Source organism: Phyllobacterium sp. MT110 (assembly GCF_058792715.1).
In genome coordinates this window covers 163,395-183,303 of sequence record NZ_JBXAFE010000004.1, presented here as the reverse complement: position 1 = coordinate 183,303, position 19,909 = coordinate 163,395, and the positions used below count along the sequence as shown (strand labels likewise).

Genomic DNA, 19,909 nt, shown 5'->3' with positions numbered 1-19,909 from the left:
AGAGCATGTAGCCTTGCCGGCAACAGAGTCAAGAGAGGTTGAATCATGACAGCAGCGCCAACGCAAACCCGCTTCCGGGTCGAGGGCATGGACTGTGCAAGCTGTGCGGCCAAGATCGATACGGCGGTGCGCCGGTTGCCTGGCGTGGCCGACATTTCCGTGTCGGTGACGGCGGGCACGATGACGGTCAAACACGACGACACCGCCGATCTTGGTGTTCTGGAGAAAAAGGTCAACGGTCTTGGCTACAAGGTTTCGCCGCTGACAGCCAAGAGCCCGGCACCCGTGGCGGCACCGTCATGCAGCGGGCATGACCATGCCAACCACAACCACGCGGATCATGATCATCACGACCATGACCATGACCATGCGGGCCACGATCATTCCGGGCATAACCATGCGGACACAAGCGCGGCTGTCGCCGCTGCGCCGGTGCAACGCGCCGGGCCCGCCCGCTGGTGGCAGAGCCGCAAGGGCTTTCTGACCATCATCAGCGGCCTCGCCCTTGTCGCGGCCTATGCCGTCGGCAAGCTTTATCCGGATATCGCCAACGGAGCCTTTGTCGTGGCGATGCTGGTCGGGCTGGTACCCATTGCCCGCCGTGCGCTGATGGCGGCGCGTTCCGGCACGCCCTTCTCCATCGAAATGCTGATGACGGTCGCAGCCATCGGCGCGGTGATCATTGGCGCGGGTGAAGAAGCCGCCGCCGTGGTCTTCCTGTTCCTGATCGGGGAAATGCTTGAAGGCGTTGCCGCCGGCCGTGCCCGCGCCAGCATTCAGGGTCTCGCCGATCTCGTCCCCAAAACCGCATTGGTGGAGCGTGGCGGCAACACCGTCTCGGTCCCTGCCGATGCGCTTGCCATTGGCGATATCATTCTGGTGCGGCCGGGTGACCGTATTCCCGCCGATGGTGACATCACCGAGGGAACAAGCGAGATCGACGAAGCGCCGGTCACGGGCGAAAGCACGCCCAAGCGCAAGAATGCCGGTGACGCGGTCTTTGCCGGGACGATTAACACCGACGGTGTCCTGCGCATCGCCGTCACCGCGACGGCAAGCGACAACACTATCGCCCGGGTGATCCGTCTCGTCGAGGAAGCACAGGAAAGCAAGGCGCCGACGGAACGGTTCATCGACGGTTTCTCCCGCTACTACACACCGGGCATCATGGTTGTCGCGGCGCTTGTCGCCGTCATCCCCCCCTTGTTCATGGGCGGCATCTGGAGCGAATGGGTCTATAAGGGCCTTGCCATTCTCTTGATCGGCTGCCCCTGCGCGCTGGTCATCTCGACACCGGCCGCCATTGCCGCCGGCCTCTCCGCCGGTGCGCGGCGCGGCCTGCTGATGAAGGGCGGCGCCGTGCTTGAAACCTTCCGCAAGGTGACGGCCGTCGCCTTCGACAAGACCGGTACCCTGACCGAAGGCAAGCCTGTGGTCACGGATATCGTTTCATTCGGCCTGCCGGAGCAGGAAGTGCTGTCGCTGGCCGCCGCACTCGAAACCGGTTCGAGCCACCCTCTGGCGGTGGCCATTCTCGACCGGGCCAAGGCCGATGCCGTCACGGTTCTCCCGTCGACCGCGGCAAAGGCCGTTTCCGGCAAGGGCGTTGAGGGAACCGTTGGTGGCAAGGACGTGTTCCTCGGCTCACCACAGGCCGTTGCCGCAACGGCGCCGCTCAGTACGGAACAGACGGCGTCCATCGCCGCGTTGAACGACCAGGGCAAGACGGTTTCCCTCGTGGTTGTCGATGGCAAGCTTGCGGGCTTGCTGGCCATGCGCGACGAGCCGAGGGCCGATGCGGAGCGTGGTCTTGCCGTTTTGAAAGAGCAGGGCATCAAGGCCGTCATGCTGACCGGCGACAACAGCCGCACCGCAGAGGCAATCGCTTCCAAGCTCGGTATCGAGCCGAGGGCGGAACTGCTGCCGCAGGACAAGCAGCGGATCGTCGGCGAGATGCAGCGCTCGGGCCTGACCGTTGCCAAGGTCGGCGACGGCATCAACGACGCTCCGGCGCTTGCTGCGGCCGACATCGGCATTGCCATGGGTGGCGGCACGGATGTGGCGCTTGAGACCGCCGATGCGGCAATCCTGCACGGCCGGGTAATCGATGTCGCCAACATGATCGACCTGTCGAAAACGGTGATGAGCAATATCCGCCAGAACATCGGCGTTGCGCTCGGCCTGAAGGCCGTCTTCCTGGTGACGACGATCATCGGGCTGACGGGTCTGTGGCCGGCGATCCTTGCCGATACCGGCGCGACGGTGCTGGTGACCGCCAATGCCATGCGGCTTCTCGGCTGGAAGGGCCGTGCGTAAGATATGATATGTGTGGCCTCCCGTCGGGGAGGCCGTCAGACGCCGAGATAGCGGTCCTGAATCGCGCCGGTCAATTCGGCCGGCACACCGCTCCAGACGGTGCGGCCCCGCTCAAGCACAAAACAGCGGTCGGCCACCGGCAGAAGTTCGGACAGGGTCTTGTCGACGACCAGAATGGACTGGCCCTGCCGCTTCAACGCGGCGATGGCCTTCCAGATTTCCTGCCGGATTACCGGCGCAAGGCCCTCCGTTGCCTCATCGAGGACGATCAGCTTCGGGTTGGTCATCAGGGCGCGCGCCACGGCAAGCATCTGCTGCTCGCCGCCGGACAGCGAGTTGGCATATTGCCCGGACCGCTCCGCCAGGCGCGGGAAGAGGGCATTGACCTCCTTGATGGTCCAGAATCCCTTTCGCGCCGAAGCCAGCAGATTTTCCGCCACCGTCAGGTTGGGAAAGCAGCGCCGTCCTTCCGGCACCAGTCCCAGCCCAAGCCGGGCGATGCGATAGGGTTTTGCCGCCGAAATATCGGCGCCGGCGAAAAGGACCGTGCCGTGGCGCAGCGGCGAAAGCCCGAAGATCGAGCGGATGGTGGTGGTCTTGCCCATGCCGTTCCGGCCCATCAGCGCAACGGCTTCGCCTTCCGCCATCGCAAGATTGACGCCGAAAAGCGCCTGCGACGCGCCATAGAAGGTCTCGACCCCGGTAAGTTCCAGCAGCATCAGACGCTCTCCCCGAGATAGGCTTCACGCACCAGCGGATTGCGGCGGATGTCGTCGACCGTGCCGGTGGCGATGATGCGGCCGTAGACCAGCACCGAAATGCGGTCGGCGAGGGCAAAGACGGCATCCATATCGTGTTCGATCAAAAGGATCGGTGCTTCGTGCCGCAGCGTGTCGAGAAAGGCGGTGAGGCGTTTCGAGCCTTCCGGCCCCATGCCCGCCATCGGCTCATCGAGCAGGAAGGCTTTCGGACCGAGCGCCAGCGCAATGGCAATTTCCAGCTGCCGCCGCTCGCCATGGGAAAGTTCGGCGCTGGGTATATCGGCCCGCTCAAGCAATCCCACCCGGCCGAGCATGTCGCGCGCGGTGTCCTTGAGCGATGCGTCGGTCATGACAGGCTTCCAGAAACGGAAACTCGAACCCTGATTGGCCTGCACGGCCAGCATGACATTGCGCAGCGCCGAAAACTCGGGCGTCAGCGACGAGATCTGGAAGGTGCGGCCGAGCCCCAGTTGCGCGCGGTGCGAGACGCCAAGCGCCGAGACATCCCGGCCCATGAAATGGATGGAGCCGCTATTGTGCTTCAGCGTTCCGGCGATCTGGTGGATCAGTGTGGATTTCCCCGCACCGTTCGGGCCGATCAGCGCATGGATTTCGCCGGGGTGAAGATCAAGGCTGACATCGTCGGTGGCCTTCAGGGCGCCGAAGGATTTGCACAGGTTCCGGATGCTGAGGACGGGTTCAACCATGACGCACCTTCCCGGCCAGAAGCCCGATGAGACCGCCGCGCCCGAACAGGACGACGGCGAGCAGAATGAGGCCGAGGAACAGCTGCCAATGCTCCGTCAGCCCGCCGAGGGCAAACTCGAACAGCACGAACAGGATGGCGCCGGCGACGGGCCCGAAGAGACGGCCGGTACCGCCCAGTATGATCAGCACGATGAGTTCGCCGGACATGCTCCACGACAGCATGGAGGGGCCGACAAAACGGTTGAGATCGGCAAACAGCGCACCGGCAATGGCGGTGATCATGCCGGACAGGATGAATGCGACGAGGCGGATGCGCAGCGGCCGGATGCCGATGGACGCCACCCGTACCTCGTTCTGCCGCGTGGCCTGCAGCGCCGCACCGAAGCGTGAGTCCCTGAGCCGGGAGAAGGCGAACAGCGCCAGCAGGAGCAGGCCATAGGCGATCAGGAAGAAGCTGAGGGGATTGAGCGTGTTCACTCCGGGAAAGCCGTTGCGCATGGTGATCGACAGGCCATCCTCGCCGCCATAGGCGGGCCAGGAGATGGCGAAATAGTAGATCATCTGGGCAAAGGCGAGGGTGATCATGATGAAATACACGCCGGAGGTGCGCAGGCTGATCAGGCCGATCATCAGGGCGGCGAGACCGGCGACGGCAGCGCTCACCAGCCAGATCACCGGCATCTGGTTTGTCGCCATGAGCAAGACGGGCGCGGTGAGCAGCGGGGTCTGGTTGAAGGCATGGGTGGCAAAGATGCCGGCGGCATAGCCGCCGATGCCGAAAAAGGCGGCATGGCCGAACGAGACAAGGCCGCCAAGGCCAAGCGCGAGGTTCAGCCCCACCGCGGCAAGCGCAAGAATGGCAATGCGGGTGGCAAGGGTCACGTAGAACGGCTCGCCCATGCCATGGGCGGCAACAGCGCAGGCCGGCACGATCAAGGCAAGGGCAATATTCACAAGGCGTTCGCGGTCAGCCATTCGGTCCCTCACGCATTGACCGCAAAGAGGCCCTTCGGCCTCACTGCCAGAATGAAGGCCATGACGATGTAGATGAGCATCGAGGCGATGGCTGCGCCTGCCGTGGCCGCCTGTGACGGCTGCATGAACAGGGCGAAAAGCTGCGGCAGCAGAAAGCGCCCCATGGTGTCGACCACGCCGACAAGAATGGCGCCGGCCAGCGCGCCCTTGATGGAGCCGATGCCGCCGATGACGATGACGACGAAGGCGAGGATGAGCACCGGTTCGCCCATGCCGACCTGCACCGACTGCAGCGCGCCGACCAGCGCACCGGCGAGGCCCGCCAGCGCCGCGCCAAGGGCAAAAACGATGGTGTTGAGCGAAGCGATGTCGACGCCGAGCGCGCCAATCATTTCCCGGTCGGATTCACCGGCGCGGATGCGCATGCCGAGCCTTGTCTTTGCGATCAGCAGATAGAGCCCGATGGCGACGATGAGACCGGCGCCGATGATGGCAAGCCGGTAAAGCTGGTACTGCCCGCCGCCCGGCAGGCTGATCGCCCCCTGCAGCACCTTCGGGATGTCGAGATAGAGCGGAAAGGAGCCGAACACCCAGCGCGTGCCCTCGGAAAAGATCAGGATGAGCGCGAAGGTGGCAAGAACCTGATCGAGATGATCGCGGTTGTAGAGACGGCGGATCACCGTGACTTCGACAATGGCGCCTGCGGCGGCAGCGGCAACGAGGCTGGCCACCAGACCGAGCCAGAACGAGCCGGTATAGGCAGCAACCGCCGCGCAGGCGAAGGCCCCGACCATGTAGAGCGAGCCATGGGCAAGGTTGATCACGCCCATGACGCCGAAGATCAGCGTCAATCCGGCGGCCATCAGAAACAGCATGACGCCGAACTGCAGGCCGTTCAGGGCTTGTTCGATGAGGAGGGCCGAAGACAAGGTTCAATCCAATCCGATGAGACGATCACTGGCAGAAAGGGCGCGCGTTTTTTCGTCCGCGCGCCCCCGTTTATCGCTCACATCTTGCAGCTGGCCGCATAGGCATCCTGGTGATCGGTGAAGCTGGTGGCGACGATCTTGTTGGTGAGAACGCCGTCCTCCTTGATCACTTCGCGCACATAGATGTCCTGGATCGGGTGGTTGTTGTTGCCGAACTTGAATTTGCCGCGCACGGAATCGAACTTGGCTTCCTTCAGCGCGGCCCGGAACGCATCCTTGTCCTTGACGCTGGCCTTGGCGACGGCCGAAAGGATCAGGTTCGCCGTGTCGTAGCCCTGCGTCGCATAGAGCGATGGCAGGCGCTTGTACTCGGCCTTGAAGGCCGCGACGTATTTCTTGTTGGCGGCGTTATCGAGGTCCTTCGACCAGTGCGACGAGTTCTTCACGCCGATGGCCGCATCGCCGATGGCGCCAAGCACGTCCTGATCGAAGGAGAAGCCGGGGCCCATGACCGGCGTGGAAATGCCGGACTGCGAATACTGCTTCATGAAGGCGATGCCCATGCCGCCGGGCAGGAAGAAGTAGACGGAATCGGCACCCGAAGCGCGGATCTGCGCGATCTCGGTGGCATAATCGGTCTGGCCGACCTTGGTGTAGAGCTCGCCTGCCAGCGCACCCTTGTAGAAGCGCTTGAAGCCGGTGAGCGCATCGGTGCCAGCGGGATAGTTCGGCGCAAGAATGAAGGTCTTCTTGTAGTTGGCCGTATTGGCATAATTGCCCATGGCCTCATGCAGATTGTCGTTCTGGTAGGCGACGTTGAAATAGTTGGGGTTGCAGTTGGCACCGGCCAGTGCCGACGGGCCGGCATTGGTAGAGAGGTAGAACGTGCCCTGGCCGACAACGCCCGGCACGACCGCCATGGCAAGGTTGGACCAGACGATACCGGTCAGGATGTCGACTTTTTCGCTCTGGACCATCTTGTCGGCGATCTGCACGGCAAGTTCCGGCTTCTGCGCATCGTCCTCGACGATGACCTTGATGTCCTTGTTGCCGGACTCCTTGATGGCGAGAAGGAAGCCGTCGCGTATATCGATGCCAAGGCCTGCGCCGCCGCCGGACAATGTCGTGATCATGCCGATCTTCACAGGTTCGGCCATGGCCTGACCGGCAAAAGTCAAACCCGCCATCAATGCCGCTGCTGCTATTCGTTTCATTGCGTCGTTCCCCTTATTTTATGGTTCATCTCAATTCTAAATTGATTCGCGATGCAAGTGCCCGTGCCAACTAACGCCTGGTTGTTGCATCCTCCGCAAAGTCCGCCAGAGCGGGACAGGCATCATACCGCCCGGAAGGGTGGATCCGGCCGCAGCGCTCCAGCGTGTTCGTGATCGCCGCGATCCCGAGCGCCTCCAGCATTTCGTGCGGGCCATGGCGGAAGTTCAGGCCGAGTTTCAGCGCGGTGTCGATTCCCGCCGTCGTGGCCAGTCCCTGTCCGAAGGCGAAGGCGGCTTCATTGACCAGCATGGCCGCCACGCGCAGAAATATGAGCCCTGGCGTGTCCGTCACCTCGTGCAGTTCAACCCCCAGCGATTTGGCCTGCAGCGCCATGGACCGGATATCGGCGTCGCGCAGATCATGCTGGGCGAAGGCGAGGGAAACAGGACCGCGCCACTGGCCGATCTGCCGGTCAAGCACGATGACCGGCTGGCGGCTGTCCGTGGACAGTTCGCGGGCCGTCCGCCCGTCGCTCAGATGCACGGCAACACCGGTGCGTGTTTCAAGCTGCCGCTTCAACTCGTCGACAGTCGATATGGAACTGTCACCGGGCAGCACATTGTCCTGACGCGGATAGGTGAAAAATCCGCTTCCGGTTTTGCGGCCGAGCCTGCCCTCGGCCTTCATATCCTCGAGGAGTGGTGACGGCTTGAAGCGTGGCGACCGGTCGAATCCCTGCCATACGGAGGCTGTTGCGGCGAGGTTGATATCCACGCCGACAAGATCGATCAGCTCGAACGGCCCGAGCGGAAAACCGCCCGACGATGTGAGGCACATGTCGATGGTTGCTGCATCGGTAACGCGATCTTCCAGAAGTTGCAGCGCTTCGCCGTAAAAAGGCCTGGCACAGCGATTGACGAGAAAGCCGGGGCTGTCGCGCACCTCGACGGGCTGCTTGCCCAAGATATTGACGAGACCGGACAGCCGTTCGGCGATACCCGCTTCCGTCTGCGGGCCGGCGACGACCTCGACCAGCTTCATCACCGGGGCGGGGTTGAAGAAATGCAGCCCTGCGAAGCGCTGCGGGCGTTGGATCGTGCGTGCAATCGCTTCGACCGAAAGGGAAGAGGTGTTGGTGGCAAAGAGGCAATCCGTGGCGCAGACCTTCTCCAGTGCCTGAAACAGGTCTGCCTTGGCGTCCAGCGTCTCAATGATGGCTTCGATGACGAGATGCGCCGGCGCCATGTCCTGCAAGGTGTCGGCGATGACGATATTCCCGGCACAGGCGTCGCGCTCGCCTTCCGTCGATTTGCCGCGGGCGATGCGCTGGCCGATGTCGGCAAGGATCGCAGCCTTCGCCTTGGCGGCCATGCCGTCCTGCGTGTCATAGAGGATTGTCTTGATTCCGGATCGTGCCAGCAGATGCGCGATGCCCCGGCCCATGGTGCCTGCACCGGCAACGCCAACTATGTTGACCGGCTTGCCCATGCTAGCGCCCCCGGAATTCGGGTTGGCGTTTGGCGCGGAAGGCGGCAATGCCCTCGGCCTTGTCGTCGGTGGACAAGAGCAATTCGAAGGACCGGCGCTCCAGCGCCAGGGCATTCTGATCGTCCAGTGCTGTCAGCACCGCCTGCTTGACGAACTGCTGGGCCAGCGGCGCGCCCTTGGCGAGTTTGGCGGCAATACTTTCAGCCGCCGCAAGGCTTTCCCCGGCCGGGGTGCCGTGCGACGCGATACCCCAGTCGAACGCATCGGTGCCGCTGATGGTTTCACCTGTCAACAGCAGGCGCATCGCCCGGGATTTGCCGAGAAGCGCTGTCAGCCGTTGGATGCCGCCGGCACCGGGAATAAGGCCGAGCCGGATTTCCGGCTGCCCGAAGGTGGCGTTGCCGGCCGCCACGATCAGGTCGCAGCGCTGCGCCAGTTCAAATCCGCCGCCGAGACAATAGCCCTCGACCGCCGCGATCAGCGGCTTGCGCACCCTGGCGATGGCGTCCCATGCATGCAGGCGCAGATCATGCACGCCATCGACGGATGTCTTGTCGGCGATCTCGCCGATGTCGGCGCCCGAGGCGAAATTGCCCTCGGCGCCGGTGAGGATGATGGTGCGGATTTCGGGGTCGCGGTCGAAACGCGCGAGGCTCTCGGCCAGCTGCTTGAGCATGCTGGTGTTCAGCGCATTGCGCGCCTCGGGGCGTGTCAATGTCAGGATGGCGTAACCATCCTTCACGTCGGTTTGGATATAGTTTTCCATATCGCATCCCCCCTGCAGTTTGCTCTGCTTGACCTGACTATCCCTATAAATCGGAAATTATTCAAGCTTGAAATTTCATGCTTGAAATTATTTTGATGCGGTGACACGATGAGCAAGGTCAAACGGGAGTGTGCCTGATGAAGATCGCCTGTCTTGGAGGAGGGCCCGCCGGTCTCTATTTCGCGATCAGCATGAAGCTGCGCGATCCCGGCCACGACATCACGGTGATCGAGCGCAACAGGGCCGATGACACCTTCGGCTGGGGCGTGGTGCTGTCAAGCGAAACCCTGTCCAATCTCGCCGCCAACGATCCCGTCAGTGCCGATGCGATCCGCGACCATTTCGCCTATTGGGACGATATCGCCGTTCATTTCAAGCAGACCGAGACGGTGTCGACCGGCCACGGCTTTTGCGGCATCGGGCGCAAGACGCTGCTGATGCTGCTGCAGGAGCGGGCGCGCGAACTCGGCGTCAAGCTGCAGTTTGAAACACCTGTCGACGACATCGCCGCCCTTGCCAAGGATTACGATCTGGTCGTTGCCGCCGACGGGTTGAATTCCCGCGCCCGCTCGACCTTTGCCGCGCATTTCAAGCCGGAAATCGACACGCGCAAATGCAAGTTCGTCTGGCTTGGCACGCACCAGAAATTCGACAACGCCTTCACCTTCATTTTCGAGGAGACGGAGCACGGCTGGGTCTGGGCGCATGCCTACCAGTTCGATGCGGATACCGCGACCTTCATCGTCGAATGCAGCCAGCAGACCTGGGACAAGTTCGGCTTTGGCGGCATGAGCCAGCAGGAGTCGATTGCAGTCTGCGAGCGGATTTTTGCCAAATATCTTGGCGGCCATGCGCTGATGACCAATGCCAACCATATCCGCGGTTCCGCCTGGATCAGTTTCCCGCGCGTGCTGTGCGAAAAATGGTCCCACGACAATGTGGTCCTGCTGGGGGATGCGGCGGCGACCGCGCATTTCTCCATCGGTTCCGGCACCAAGCTGGCGCTGGAAAGCGCGATTGCGTTGGCTGGTTATCTGCATTCGGAAAAGTCCGTTGCGGACGCCTTTGCCAAATACGAGGACGAACGGCGGCTGCAGGTATTGCGCCTGCAATCGGCGGCGCGCAATTCACTCGAATGGTTCGAGGAGGTCGAGCGTTATTTCGATCTCGATCCGGTCCAGTTCAACTATTCGCTTCTGACCCGCTCGCAGCGCATCAGCCATGAAAACCTGCGGCTGCGCGACAGGACATGGCTGGGAAGCGCCGAAGCCTGGTTTCAGGAAAAGGCCGGGGCGAAGCGGGGAACGCAGCGCGCGCCGATGTTTGCGCCATTCAGACTGCGTGATCTGACCCTGAAGAACCGCATCGTGGTCTCGCCGATGGCGCAGTACAAGGCCGTCGACGGGACACCCACCGACTGGCATCTCGTCCACTACGGCGAGCGCGCCAAGGGCGGGGCGGGTCTGGTCACCATCGAGATGACCTGCGTCAGTCCGGAAGGGCGGATCACACCCGGCTGCACCGGCATGTATGCGCCGGAGCACGAAGCGGCGTGGAAGCGGATTGTCGATTTCATCCATGCGGAGACCGGTGCCAAGGTCAGCTGCCAGCTTGGCCATTCCGGTGCGAAGGGCTCGACGCGCCTCGGCTGGGAGGGAACGGATGTGCCGCTGCCTGACGGCAACTGGCCGGTTCTGTCCGCCTCCGACCTGCCGTGGTCAGCGGACAACCAGATCCCCATCGCCATGACCCGCGCCGATATGGACCGGGTGCGGGACCAGTTCGTTGCCTCGGCCGAAATGGCTGACCGGGCCGGGTTCGACATGCTGGAAATCCACGCGGCGCATGGCTATCTCCTGTCGTCGTTCATAACGCCGGTCATGAACAACCGCACCGACGCCTATGGCGGCTCCCTGGAAAACCGCATGCGCTATCCGCTTGAAATATTCCGTGCGGTGCGTCTCGTCTGGCCCTCGGGAAAACCGATTTCCATGCGCATTTCCGCCAATGACTGGGTGGGCGACAAGGGCATAACCCCGCAGGATGCTGTCGAGATCGCGCGGATGCTGCAGGAGGCGGGGGTCGATATCTGCGACGTGTCGGCCGGGCAGACCTCGATAGACGCCAAGCCGGTGTATGGCCGCATGTTCCAGACGCCGTTCTCCGACCGCATCCGCAACGAGACGGGCATGGCAACCATGGCCGTCGGCAATATCTACGAGCCGGACCACGCCAATTCCATCCTGCTTGCCGGTCGTGCCGATCTGGTTTGTCTTGCACGCCCGCATCTCGCCGATCCCTACTGGACCCTGCATGCGGCCGTGGCGCTGGGTGACAAGGGCGTGGACTGGCCGAAACCCTATTATCCCGGCCGGGACCAGATGTACCGGCTGGCGGAGCGTGCCGAAGTCATTGCTCCCATCGAGGGCGCGTAGATGACACAATCCCTCCAAGGCAAGGTCGCATTGGTCACCGGCGGTGGTTCCGGCGTCGGCGCCGCCATCGCGCTTGCCCTGGCAGGCGAAGGGGCAAAGGTGGTGATCGCGGGCCGCCGGGTGGATGCCTTGAATGAGATCGCGGCACGGTCGGAACGCATTGTTCCCGTCGCTGCCGATGTCACGCATGAGGGCTCGTCCCGCCATCTGTTCGACCGCATCCGCAGCGACGTCGGTCCCCTCGACATCGCCATTGCCAATGCCGGGTCAGCTGCCAGCACGCCATTCCAGAAACTTGACCTTGCGACATGGCAAGGCCAGATCGATCTGAACCTGACCGGCGTGTTCCTGACCTTCCAGCAGGGACTGCCTGATATGCTGGCGAAAAATGACGGGCGGCTGATTGCCATTGCCTCGACGGCGGGCCTGAAAGGCTATCCCTATGTCTCAGCCTATGCCGCGGCCAAGCACGGCGTGATCGGGCTGGTGCAATCGCTGGCGCTGGAACTGGCGAAGTCCGGGGTGACAGTCAATGCCGTCTGTCCCGGCTTCACCGAAACGCCGATGCTTGAGCGCGCCATCGAAACGATCATGCAGAAAACCGGCAAGAGCCATGCGGACGCCGTTGCAGCCCTTGTTGCATCCAATCCGCAGAAACGGCTGATCCAGCCTGCGGAGATCGCGCAGACGGTGCTCTGGCTGTGCGGCGCGCATTCCGGCTCCGTCACCGGGCAGGCCATATCCATTTCAGGAGGCGAAGTATGAGCAGCAAGACCAGCCCGTCCGCCGCCCGCAAAGCCGGGCCCGAGCAGGTGAAGCAGAGCCTGCGTGTCTGGCTGAAAATGCTCAAGGCGACCAAGCATGTCGAGGCGGTGGTGCGCGAAAACCTGCGGGTCGAGTTCGATACGACCCTGCCGCGTTTTGATGTGATGGCGGCGCTCTACCGGTTCGAGGAAGGGCTGAAGATGAGCGAGCTCTCCTCGGCGCTGCGGGTTTCCAACGGCAATGTCACCGGCATTATCGAGCGGCTCGTGTCGGATGGCGCGGTGCTGCGGGTGCCGGTTGCGGGTGACAAACGCGCCATGCTGGTCCGGCTGACCCAGCGGGGACGGGATGAATTCGCCCGGATGGCGACCGCGCATGAACTGTGGATCAACGAGATTTTCGGCAGCCTGCCGGTGGATGTGACAGCCGGGCTGCTCGCCACGCTGGATACGATTGAACATGCGCAGGGACTGCACAGCGAGGGGGAACACGATGCGTGAGATGGCACATTACACGGCGACCCATTTCAAATGGCATGTCACCGACGGCATCGCGGTCATCTCGCTTGACCGGCCGGAGCGCAAGAACCCGCTGACCTTCGACAGCTATGCCGAACTGCGCGACTGTTTTCGCGCTCTCGTCTATGCCGATGACATCAAGGCCGTGGTTTTCGGTTCCAATGGCGGCAATTTCTGCTCGGGCGGCGATGTGCACGACATCATCGGACCGCTTCTGCAGATGGACATGAAGAGCCTGCTGGAATTCACCCGCATGACAGGCGATCTGGTCAAGGCCATCATGCATTGCGGCAAGCCGGTTATCGCTGCCGTGGACGGCGTGTGCGTGGGGGCAGGCGCGATCATCGCCATGGCATCCGACCTGCGTCTGGCGACACCGGCCGCCAAAACCGCCTTCCTGTTCACGCGTGTGGGGCTTGCCGGCTGCGACATGGGCGCCTGCGCCATCCTGCCAAGGATCATCGGCCAGGGCCGCGCGGCCGAGCTGCTCTATACCGGGCGCAGCATGTCGGCCGAAGAGGGCGAGCGCTGGGGTTTCTACAACCGCATTGTCGATGCGGAAACGCTGGACGCTGAGGCACTGAAACTGGCAAGGCGCCTCGCCGAAGGCCCGACATTCGGCCATATGATGACCAAGACGATGCTGAACCAGGAATGGTCCATGTCGATCGATCAGGCCATCGAGGCGGAAGCACAGGCGCAGGCGCTTTGCATGCAGACGCAGGATTTCCAGCGTGCCTATGATGCCTTCGTCGCGCATCAGACCCCCGTGTTCAAGGGTGACTGAGATGATCGATCGCAGCTTCCTGTCATGGCCTTTCTTCGACGATGTGCATCGCCGGCTTGCCGATGCGGTGGAGCAGTGGGCGACGGACAACACCGGCCACATCGACCACGAAAATGTCGATGACGCCTGCCGAGTGCTGGTTGCCAGGCTTGGAGAAGCCGGTCTTCTCCAGCATACGGCGGTTGATCCGGCAGCCGGCGGCAAGCTTGACGTGCGCAGCCTTTGCATCATCCGCGAAACGCTGGCGCGGCATGACGGCCTGGCGGATTTCGCCTTTGCCATGCAGGGGCTCGGCACCGGCGCGCTCTCCCTGTTCGGGACCGATGCGCAGAAGCGGGAATGGCTGACGCGGACGCGGGCGGGCAAGGCGCTCTCGGCCTTCGCCCTCAGCGAACCGCAGTCGGGATCGGACGTTGCCAATCTTGAACTGTCAGCCGTGCGCGATGGGGACGGATTTGTCCTCAACGGCGAAAAGACCTGGATTTCCAACGGCGGCATCGCCGATGTCTATACGGTGTTTGCCCGCACCGGCGAAGGGGAGGGTGCCAAGGGCATTTCTGCCTTCATCGTGCCCGCAGATACGCCGGGCCTGATCATTGCCGAACGTCTTGAAGTGATCGCCCCGCATCCGCTGGCGCGGCTGGTCTTTGACAATTGCCGCATACCAGCATCCGCTCTCATCGGTTCACCGGGGCAGGGCTTCCGCATTGCCATGTCGGTGCTTGACGTGTTCCGCTCGACCGTGGCGGCGGCCGCGCTGGGCTTTGCCCGCCGGGCGCTGGATGAAGCGGTCAAGCGCGCCAATGGCCGTCACCTCTTCGGCGCCCCCATGTCCGAGCTGCAGATGGTGCAGGGGCACATCGCCGACATGGCGCTGGATATCGATGCAGCGGCGCTGCTCGTCTACCGGGCGGCGTGGCTGAAGGACAGCGGTGCCGAGCGGGTCAGCCGGGAAGCCGCGATGGCCAAACTCTACGCCACGGACCGCGCGCAGAGCGTGATCGACAAGGCGGTTCAGATTCACGGCGGCGATGGCGTGCGCAAAGGCAGTGTCGTCGAGCGCCTCTACCGGGAAATCAGGGCATTGCGCATCTATGAAGGTGCGTCGGACGTACAAAAAATAATCATCGCAAGGCATGAACTTGCAAGGGGATAAAGAGAATGTTGGGACCATCGGCGCATACGGATCACTTTACCCGGGATAATCTTCCTCCGCTCGAGGAATGGCCGGAACTGCTGATGGAGAATTTCCAGTATCCGGAGTGGCTGAACGCCGCCGTGGAACTGACCGATGCGATGGTCGCCAAGGGCTTCGGCGACAATACGGCGCTGATCGGCAATGGCCGCCGCCGGACCTACAAGGAACTCACCGACTGGACCAACCGCATCGCCCATGCGCTGGTCGAAAATTACGGTGTCGAGCCGGGCAACCGTATTCTGATCCGCTCCGCCAACAATCCGGCCATGGTTGCCTGTTGGCTGGCGGCAACCAAGGTGGGCGCCGTCGTCGTCAATACCATGCCGATGCTGCGGGCCGGCGAACTCACCCAGATCGTCGACAAGGCGCAGATATCCCTGGCGCTGTGCGATACACGGCTGCTGGAAGACATGGAAGCCTGCGCCAGAACAAGCAGGTTCCTCAAACGCGTTGTCGGCTTTGACGGCACGGCCAATCACGAGGCGGAACTGGACCGGATCGCGCTCGACAAATCCGTGCGCTTCGAGGCGGTGAAGACCGGCCGCGACGATGTCGCGCTGCTCGGCTTCACATCGGGCACTACGGGCGAGCCGAAGGCGACGATGCATTTTCATCGCGATCTTCTCATCATCGCCGACGGCTATGCGAAGGAAGTGCTTGATGTGCGGCCAGGCGATGTATTCGTGGGTTCGCCGCCGCTTGCCTTCACCTTCGGTCTTGGCGGACTGGCGATCTTCCCCCTGCGGTTCGGCGCGGCGGCAACCCTGCTGGAACAGGCGACGCCGCCGAAAATGATCGACATCATCGAGACCTACAAGGCAACGATCAGCTTTACCGCGCCGACCGCCTACCGGGTCATGCTGCAGGCGATGAACGAGGGTGCGGATCTTTCCTCGCTGCGCATCGCGGTTTCGGCGGGCGAGACACTGCCGGCGCCGATCTACGAAGCCTGGATGCAGAAGACCGGCAAGCCGCTGCTCGACGGTATCGGCGCCACGGAAATGCTGCACATCTTCATCAGCAACCGGCTGGAGGATTCGGGGCCGGGCAAGACGGGCAAGCCCGTCAGCGGCTACCAAGCCATTATAGTCGACGAGGCGATGTGCGAAGTGCCGCGCGGCGAGATCGGCAGGCTGGCGGTGCGCGGGCCAATCGGCTGCCGCTATCTCGCCGACAAGCGCCAGAAGAATTATGTGCGCGACGGCTGGAACCTGACCGGCGATTCCTTCTTTCAGGACGCGGATGGCTATTTCCATTTTGCCGCGCGCTCCGACGACATGATCATCTCCGCCGGTTACAACATTGCCGGGCCGGAAGTGGAAGCGGCACTGCTCGCCCATCCCGACGTCAGCGAATGCGCCGTCATCGGCGCCCCCGATGCGGAGCGCGGCCAGATCGTGCAGGCGCATGTGGTGCTGCAGGCGGGTGTGGCGGCCAGTGAGGAAACGGTCAAGCGCTTGCAGGACCATGTCAAACAGGTCATAGCGCCGTACAAGTATCCGCGCTCGATCAAATTCCTCGATGCGCTGCCCAAGACGGCGACCGGGAAAATACAGCGCTTTCAATTGCGCAAGGCATATCAGCAATAACCCACGTAATAATCAGGCAGGAAACTCGAATGGCAGAGATCATACACCCGCAGGGCTGGCCGGCGGCAAAGGGATACTCCAACGGCATGGCAGCCGAGGGGAAGGTCATCTTTGTCGGCGGCCAGATCGGCTGGACCAAGGACCAGACATTCGAGACCGATGATTTCGTCGGGCAGGCCGAGCAGGCCATGCGCAACATTGTCGACGTGCTGGAAAGCGCGGGTGCCGAGACAACCGATCTCGTGCGGCTGACCTGGTTCATCACCGACAAGAAGGTCTACGTCGCCGAACAGAAACGGCTGGGCGAAGCCTATCGCCGCGTTTTCGGCCGGCACTATCCGGCGATGACCCTGGTACAGGTCGTGGCCCTCCTGGAAGATCGCGCCTTGGTTGAAATCGAGGCGACAGCCGTCATTCCTGCCCGCTGATTGCACGGGCAGGTGCGCACTGGCTAGGCGGCTTTGCTGGCCGCCAGAAACGCCAGCTTGGCCGGAATGGCCAGCAGTTTGGAGCGCTCGACCCGCTCCGGCGTGTAGTGGTGCTCGACATCGAGGCAATTGACCGTGCCGAGCAACTCGCCCGCAATCACCACGGGAATGTTGATGACCGAGCCGCAGCCGAGCGCCCAGATCGTTTCATGGTCGGAAAACACCGTCGCGATATCGGCGATGGTGTTGGCAACGAAGGACTGCCTGTCCTTGTGCACGGTGTCGAACCAGCGGTCGTAATGGATCGGCTTGGTGCCGGACACCGGATAGCTCTCGGCGTCGGAGGTGTATTCACGGCGGGCCAGCTCGTTCTTCATGTCGACGGTCATGATGGTGAACAGCTTGGCGCCGATGATCTTTTGCGACAGCGTCTGCAATGCCTGCCACGGCGCTTCGGCATGGGTGCCCGCGGCAATGGCCGCGTCAAATTCGGCCAAAGCCGTTGCTACTTCATCCTGTGTCATTTTCATTTCCTTGGGGTCATTGTTCAACCGGCATGCGCGACGCTGATATCCATCAGTTCACGCGAATAGGTTTCCTGGAGCGCACCGCGCTTGAGGTCGGCCACAGCGGCGATCTCGACGATCCGCCCGTGGCGCATCACCGCCAGACGGTCGCAGAGAAACGACACGACGGGCAGGTTGTGGGTCACCATGAGGAAGGTGAGGTTCTGTTCGCGGCGCAGGCGCTTCAGAAGGTTGAGAATCTCAGCCTGCACCGAGACATCAAGCGCCGAGGTCGGCTCGTCCAAAAGCAGGAGCTTGGGTTCAAGCATCAGGGCGCGGGCGATGGCGACGCGCTGACGCTGGCCGCCGGACAATTGATGGGGATAGCGGAAGCGGAATTTGCGGTCGAGACCGACCGCAACCAGCATATCCTCGACCCGGCCGTTCTGATTGCCGATGCCGTGGATGGCCAGCGGTTCGCTCAGGATGGCATCGATGGTCTTGCGCGGATGCAGCGAGCCGTAAGGGTCCTGGAACACCATCTGGCAATGCCGGGCGAAATGCTGGTCGATACCGTGCGTGCGCGGCCGGCCGAAAGCGGTGATCGAGCCGGTCCATTGCGGTGCGAGACCGGCAACGGCCTTCAGCACCGTCGATTTGCCGGAGCCGCTTTCACCAACCAGCGCGAAGCTCTCGCCCTCCGCGATATCGAGGGTGATGCCGTGGGTGATCTGCGTCTCGCCATAGGAGATGTCGAGATGTTTCAGGGAAAGCGCGGTCATTTGGCCACCCATGCGCTGCGGTCGAGAACAGGCAGCTCGTCACGCGTTTCATCGAGCCGCGGAATGGCGGCAATCAGCCCGCGCGTGTAGGGATGCACGGCGTTGCGCAATTCGCCCGCCTGGCATTCCTCGACGATCTCGCCGGTGTTCATCACCAGTATGCGGTCGCAATAGCTGGAGACGAGGTTGAGGTCATGGCTGATGAAGATCAGGCCCATGCCTTTGCGCCTGACCTGCTCGTCGATGATATCGAGAACCTGTGCCTGCACCGAAACGTCGAGCGCTGAGGTCGGCTCGTCGGCAATCAGCAGATCGGGCTCGGGGATGAGCATCATGGCGATCATCACCCGCTGGCCCATGCCGCCGGATATCTCGTGCGGGTAGAGGCTGGCGACACGTTCAGGATCATCGATGCGCACCGCTTCGAGCATGGTGAGCACGCGCTGCCGGGTTTCCCGGCGGGGCAAACGCTGGTGGGTTTGCAGCGCTTCGGCAATCTGTTCGCCCACGGTCATGACGGGGTTGAGCGAGAATTTCGGATCCTGCATGACCATGGAAATGCGGGCGCCACGGATGCGGCGCATCGCCTTCTCTGTCTGTTTGAGCAGGTCGATACCGTCGAAACGGAACGTGTCCGCATGGATCGTTCCCGGTGCGCGGATGAGTTTGAGGATGGCGCGCCCGGTCATCGATTTGCCCGAGCCGCTTTCGCCGACAATGCCCAGCCGTTCGCGGCCAAGCGTGAAGGAGACACCGCGCACCACGTCGATCATGCCCTTATGCGTGGGGAAGGAGACACGCAGGTTTTCAATCTCAAGCAGGGGCGTACTCACCGCTGTTCTCCACTCTTGGGATCAAGGACATCACGCAGGCCGTCGCCGAGAAAGCAGAAGCCGAGGCTGACGATGATGATGGCAAAGCCCGGCATGGTGGCGACCCACCACTGGTCGAGGATGAACGAGCGGCCGCGCGCAATCATGGCGCCCCATTCGGGCAGCGGCGGCTGCGCCCCGAGGCCGATGAAGCCGAGACCGGCGGCGGTCAGGATGATGCCGGCCATGTCGAGCGTGACGCGCACGATCATCGAGGAGGTGCACAGCGGCAGCACGTGGCCGAGAATGACCCGCAGCGACGATGCGCCCTGCAGGCGGATGGCGGCAATGAACTCCGCATTCTTGAAGGTGAGTGTTTCCGCCCGGGCGATGCGGGCGTAGCCGGGCCATGAGGTGATGGCGATGGCGATGATGGCGTTCTCGATGCCGGGCCCCAATGCCGCGACGAGGGCGAGCGCCAGGATGAGTTTCGGCATGGACAGGAAAATATCGGTGACACCCATGAGGACGCGGTCAATCCATCCGCCGAAATATCCGGCGATGGCGCCGATGATCAGCCCGGCGGGCGCGGCCAGCACCGCGACCAGCACGACAATGACCAGCGTGATGCGCGCGCCGTAGACGACGCGGGACCAGATATCCCGCCCCAGCTCGTCGGTGCCCATCCAGTTGCCGCTGCCGGGCGGCAGCAGGCGCTGCGCCAGATCCTGCTTCAGCGGATCATGGGTGGCGATCAGCGGTGCGAAGATCGCCGTGAGGATCAGCACCAGAATGATGATCGCGCCGACGGCTGCCAGCGGATTGCGCGACAGGGCGCCGCATATGCGGTAGAGGCGGCCGAGCCGGGCCTGCAGGCGGGAGGCGGGGCTGTCATCGATCAGCCAGCTGTGGACGTTTGCCATCAGGAACT

General features: G+C 62.8%; 19 protein-coding genes. 8 read left to right on the top strand and 11 right to left on the bottom strand.

Annotated features, from left to right (window positions below; translation table 11 throughout):
- Positions 1-45 precede the first annotated feature (45 nt).
- A complete protein-coding gene (locus AC1Q5O_RS18695; protein ID WP_492565029.1) occupies positions 46-2,316 on the top strand; it encodes a heavy metal translocating P-type ATPase in 2,271 nt (756 codons plus the stop codon).
- Positions 2,317-2,351: 35 nt separating this feature from the next.
- On the opposite strand, the gene AC1Q5O_RS18690 is transcribed toward AC1Q5O_RS18695, so the two are convergent.
- From AC1Q5O_RS18690 to AC1Q5O_RS18660, 7 genes are all read right to left on the bottom strand, one after another.
- Positions 2,352-3,038: an ABC transporter ATP-binding protein gene (locus tag AC1Q5O_RS18690; protein WP_492565295.1), complete on the bottom strand. Its 687-nt coding sequence runs from the start codon at positions 3,036-3,038 to the stop codon at positions 2,352-2,354.
- The gene (locus AC1Q5O_RS18685; RefSeq protein ID WP_492565027.1) at positions 3,035-3,784 is read right to left on the bottom strand and encodes an ABC transporter ATP-binding protein; all 750 of its coding nucleotides are present in this window, start codon (positions 3,782-3,784) and stop codon (positions 3,035-3,037) included. Before AC1Q5O_RS18685 ends, AC1Q5O_RS18690 begins: the two co-directional genes overlap by 4 nt.
- Complete coding sequence (locus AC1Q5O_RS18680; protein ID WP_492565025.1) at positions 3,777-4,760, bottom strand: branched-chain amino acid ABC transporter permease; 984 nt, start codon at positions 4,758-4,760, stop codon at positions 3,777-3,779. Before AC1Q5O_RS18680 ends, AC1Q5O_RS18685 begins: the two co-directional genes overlap by 8 nt.
- Positions 4,761-4,768: 8 nt before the next feature.
- Positions 4,769-5,689, bottom strand: coding sequence for a branched-chain amino acid ABC transporter permease (locus AC1Q5O_RS18675; RefSeq protein WP_492565023.1), 921 nt, complete (start codon positions 5,687-5,689; stop codon positions 4,769-4,771).
- Positions 5,690-5,766: 77 nt separating this feature from the next.
- Positions 5,767-6,903, bottom strand: a complete 1,137-nt coding sequence (locus AC1Q5O_RS18670) for an ABC transporter substrate-binding protein (RefSeq protein ID WP_130272211.1) — start codon at positions 6,901-6,903, stop codon at positions 5,767-5,769.
- Positions 6,904-6,973: 70 nt separating this feature from the next.
- Positions 6,974-8,392, bottom strand: a complete 1,419-nt coding sequence (locus AC1Q5O_RS18665; RefSeq protein WP_492565020.1) for a 3-hydroxyacyl-CoA dehydrogenase NAD-binding domain-containing protein — start codon at positions 8,390-8,392, stop codon at positions 6,974-6,976.
- Between the two features lies 1 nt (position 8,393).
- A complete protein-coding gene (locus tag AC1Q5O_RS18660; protein ID WP_492565018.1) occupies positions 8,394-9,158 on the bottom strand; it encodes an enoyl-CoA hydratase-related protein in 765 nt (254 codons plus the stop codon).
- A gap of 137 nt (positions 9,159-9,295) precedes the next feature.
- Between AC1Q5O_RS18660 and AC1Q5O_RS18655 the strand changes: the two genes are divergently transcribed.
- The 7 genes from AC1Q5O_RS18655 to AC1Q5O_RS18625 are packed head-to-tail and all read left to right on the top strand — an operon-like array spanning position 9,296 to position 16,878.
- On the top strand, positions 9,296-11,593 hold the full coding sequence (locus AC1Q5O_RS18655) for a bifunctional salicylyl-CoA 5-hydroxylase/oxidoreductase (protein ID WP_492565016.1): 2,298 nt from the start codon (positions 9,296-9,298) through the stop codon (positions 11,591-11,593).
- A complete protein-coding gene (locus AC1Q5O_RS18650) occupies positions 11,594-12,358 on the top strand; it encodes an SDR family NAD(P)-dependent oxidoreductase (protein WP_492565014.1) in 765 nt (254 codons plus the stop codon).
- Positions 12,355-12,858 (top strand): MarR family winged helix-turn-helix transcriptional regulator, encoded by a 504-nt coding sequence (locus AC1Q5O_RS18645; RefSeq protein WP_492565012.1) that lies wholly within the window; start codon positions 12,355-12,357, stop codon positions 12,856-12,858. The genes AC1Q5O_RS18650 and AC1Q5O_RS18645 overlap by 4 nt, the downstream gene beginning before the upstream one ends.
- Complete coding sequence (locus tag AC1Q5O_RS18640) at positions 12,851-13,663, top strand: enoyl-CoA hydratase family protein (protein WP_492565009.1); 813 nt, start codon at positions 12,851-12,853, stop codon at positions 13,661-13,663. Before AC1Q5O_RS18645 ends, AC1Q5O_RS18640 begins: the two co-directional genes overlap by 8 nt.
- 1 nt (position 13,664) lies before the next feature.
- A complete protein-coding gene (locus tag AC1Q5O_RS18635) occupies positions 13,665-14,819 on the top strand; it encodes an acyl-CoA dehydrogenase family protein (RefSeq protein ID WP_492565007.1) in 1,155 nt (384 codons plus the stop codon).
- A 5-nt stretch (positions 14,820-14,824) separates the two neighbouring features.
- Entirely contained in the window at positions 14,825-16,450 is a 1,626-nt protein-coding gene (locus AC1Q5O_RS18630) for an AMP-binding protein (RefSeq protein WP_492565006.1), read from the top strand.
- Between the two features lie 29 nt (positions 16,451-16,479).
- On the top strand, positions 16,480-16,878 hold the full coding sequence (locus AC1Q5O_RS18625) for a RidA family protein (RefSeq protein WP_105735124.1): 399 nt from the start codon (positions 16,480-16,482) through the stop codon (positions 16,876-16,878).
- A 23-nt stretch (positions 16,879-16,901) separates the two neighbouring features.
- Here the strand turns inward: AC1Q5O_RS18625 and AC1Q5O_RS18620 are convergent, their stop codons facing one another.
- Genes AC1Q5O_RS18620 through AC1Q5O_RS18605 form a run of 4 tightly spaced genes read right to left on the bottom strand, consistent with a single transcriptional unit; the run spans position 16,902 to position 19,901 of the window.
- Complete coding sequence (locus AC1Q5O_RS18620; protein WP_472459785.1) at positions 16,902-17,402, bottom strand: GAF domain-containing protein; 501 nt, start codon at positions 17,400-17,402, stop codon at positions 16,902-16,904.
- A gap of 23 nt (positions 17,403-17,425) precedes the next feature.
- Complete coding sequence (locus AC1Q5O_RS18615; protein ID WP_492565003.1) at positions 17,426-18,166, bottom strand: ABC transporter ATP-binding protein; 741 nt, start codon at positions 18,164-18,166, stop codon at positions 17,426-17,428.
- Positions 18,163-18,999, bottom strand: a complete 837-nt coding sequence (locus tag AC1Q5O_RS18610; RefSeq protein WP_492565002.1) for an ABC transporter ATP-binding protein — start codon at positions 18,997-18,999, stop codon at positions 18,163-18,165. The genes AC1Q5O_RS18615 and AC1Q5O_RS18610 overlap by 4 nt, the downstream gene beginning before the upstream one ends.
- Entirely contained in the window at positions 18,996-19,901 is a 906-nt protein-coding gene (locus tag AC1Q5O_RS18605) for an ABC transporter permease (RefSeq protein WP_492564999.1), read from the bottom strand. The genes AC1Q5O_RS18610 and AC1Q5O_RS18605 overlap by 4 nt, the downstream gene beginning before the upstream one ends.
- Between the last annotated feature and the right edge of the window lie 8 nt (positions 19,902-19,909).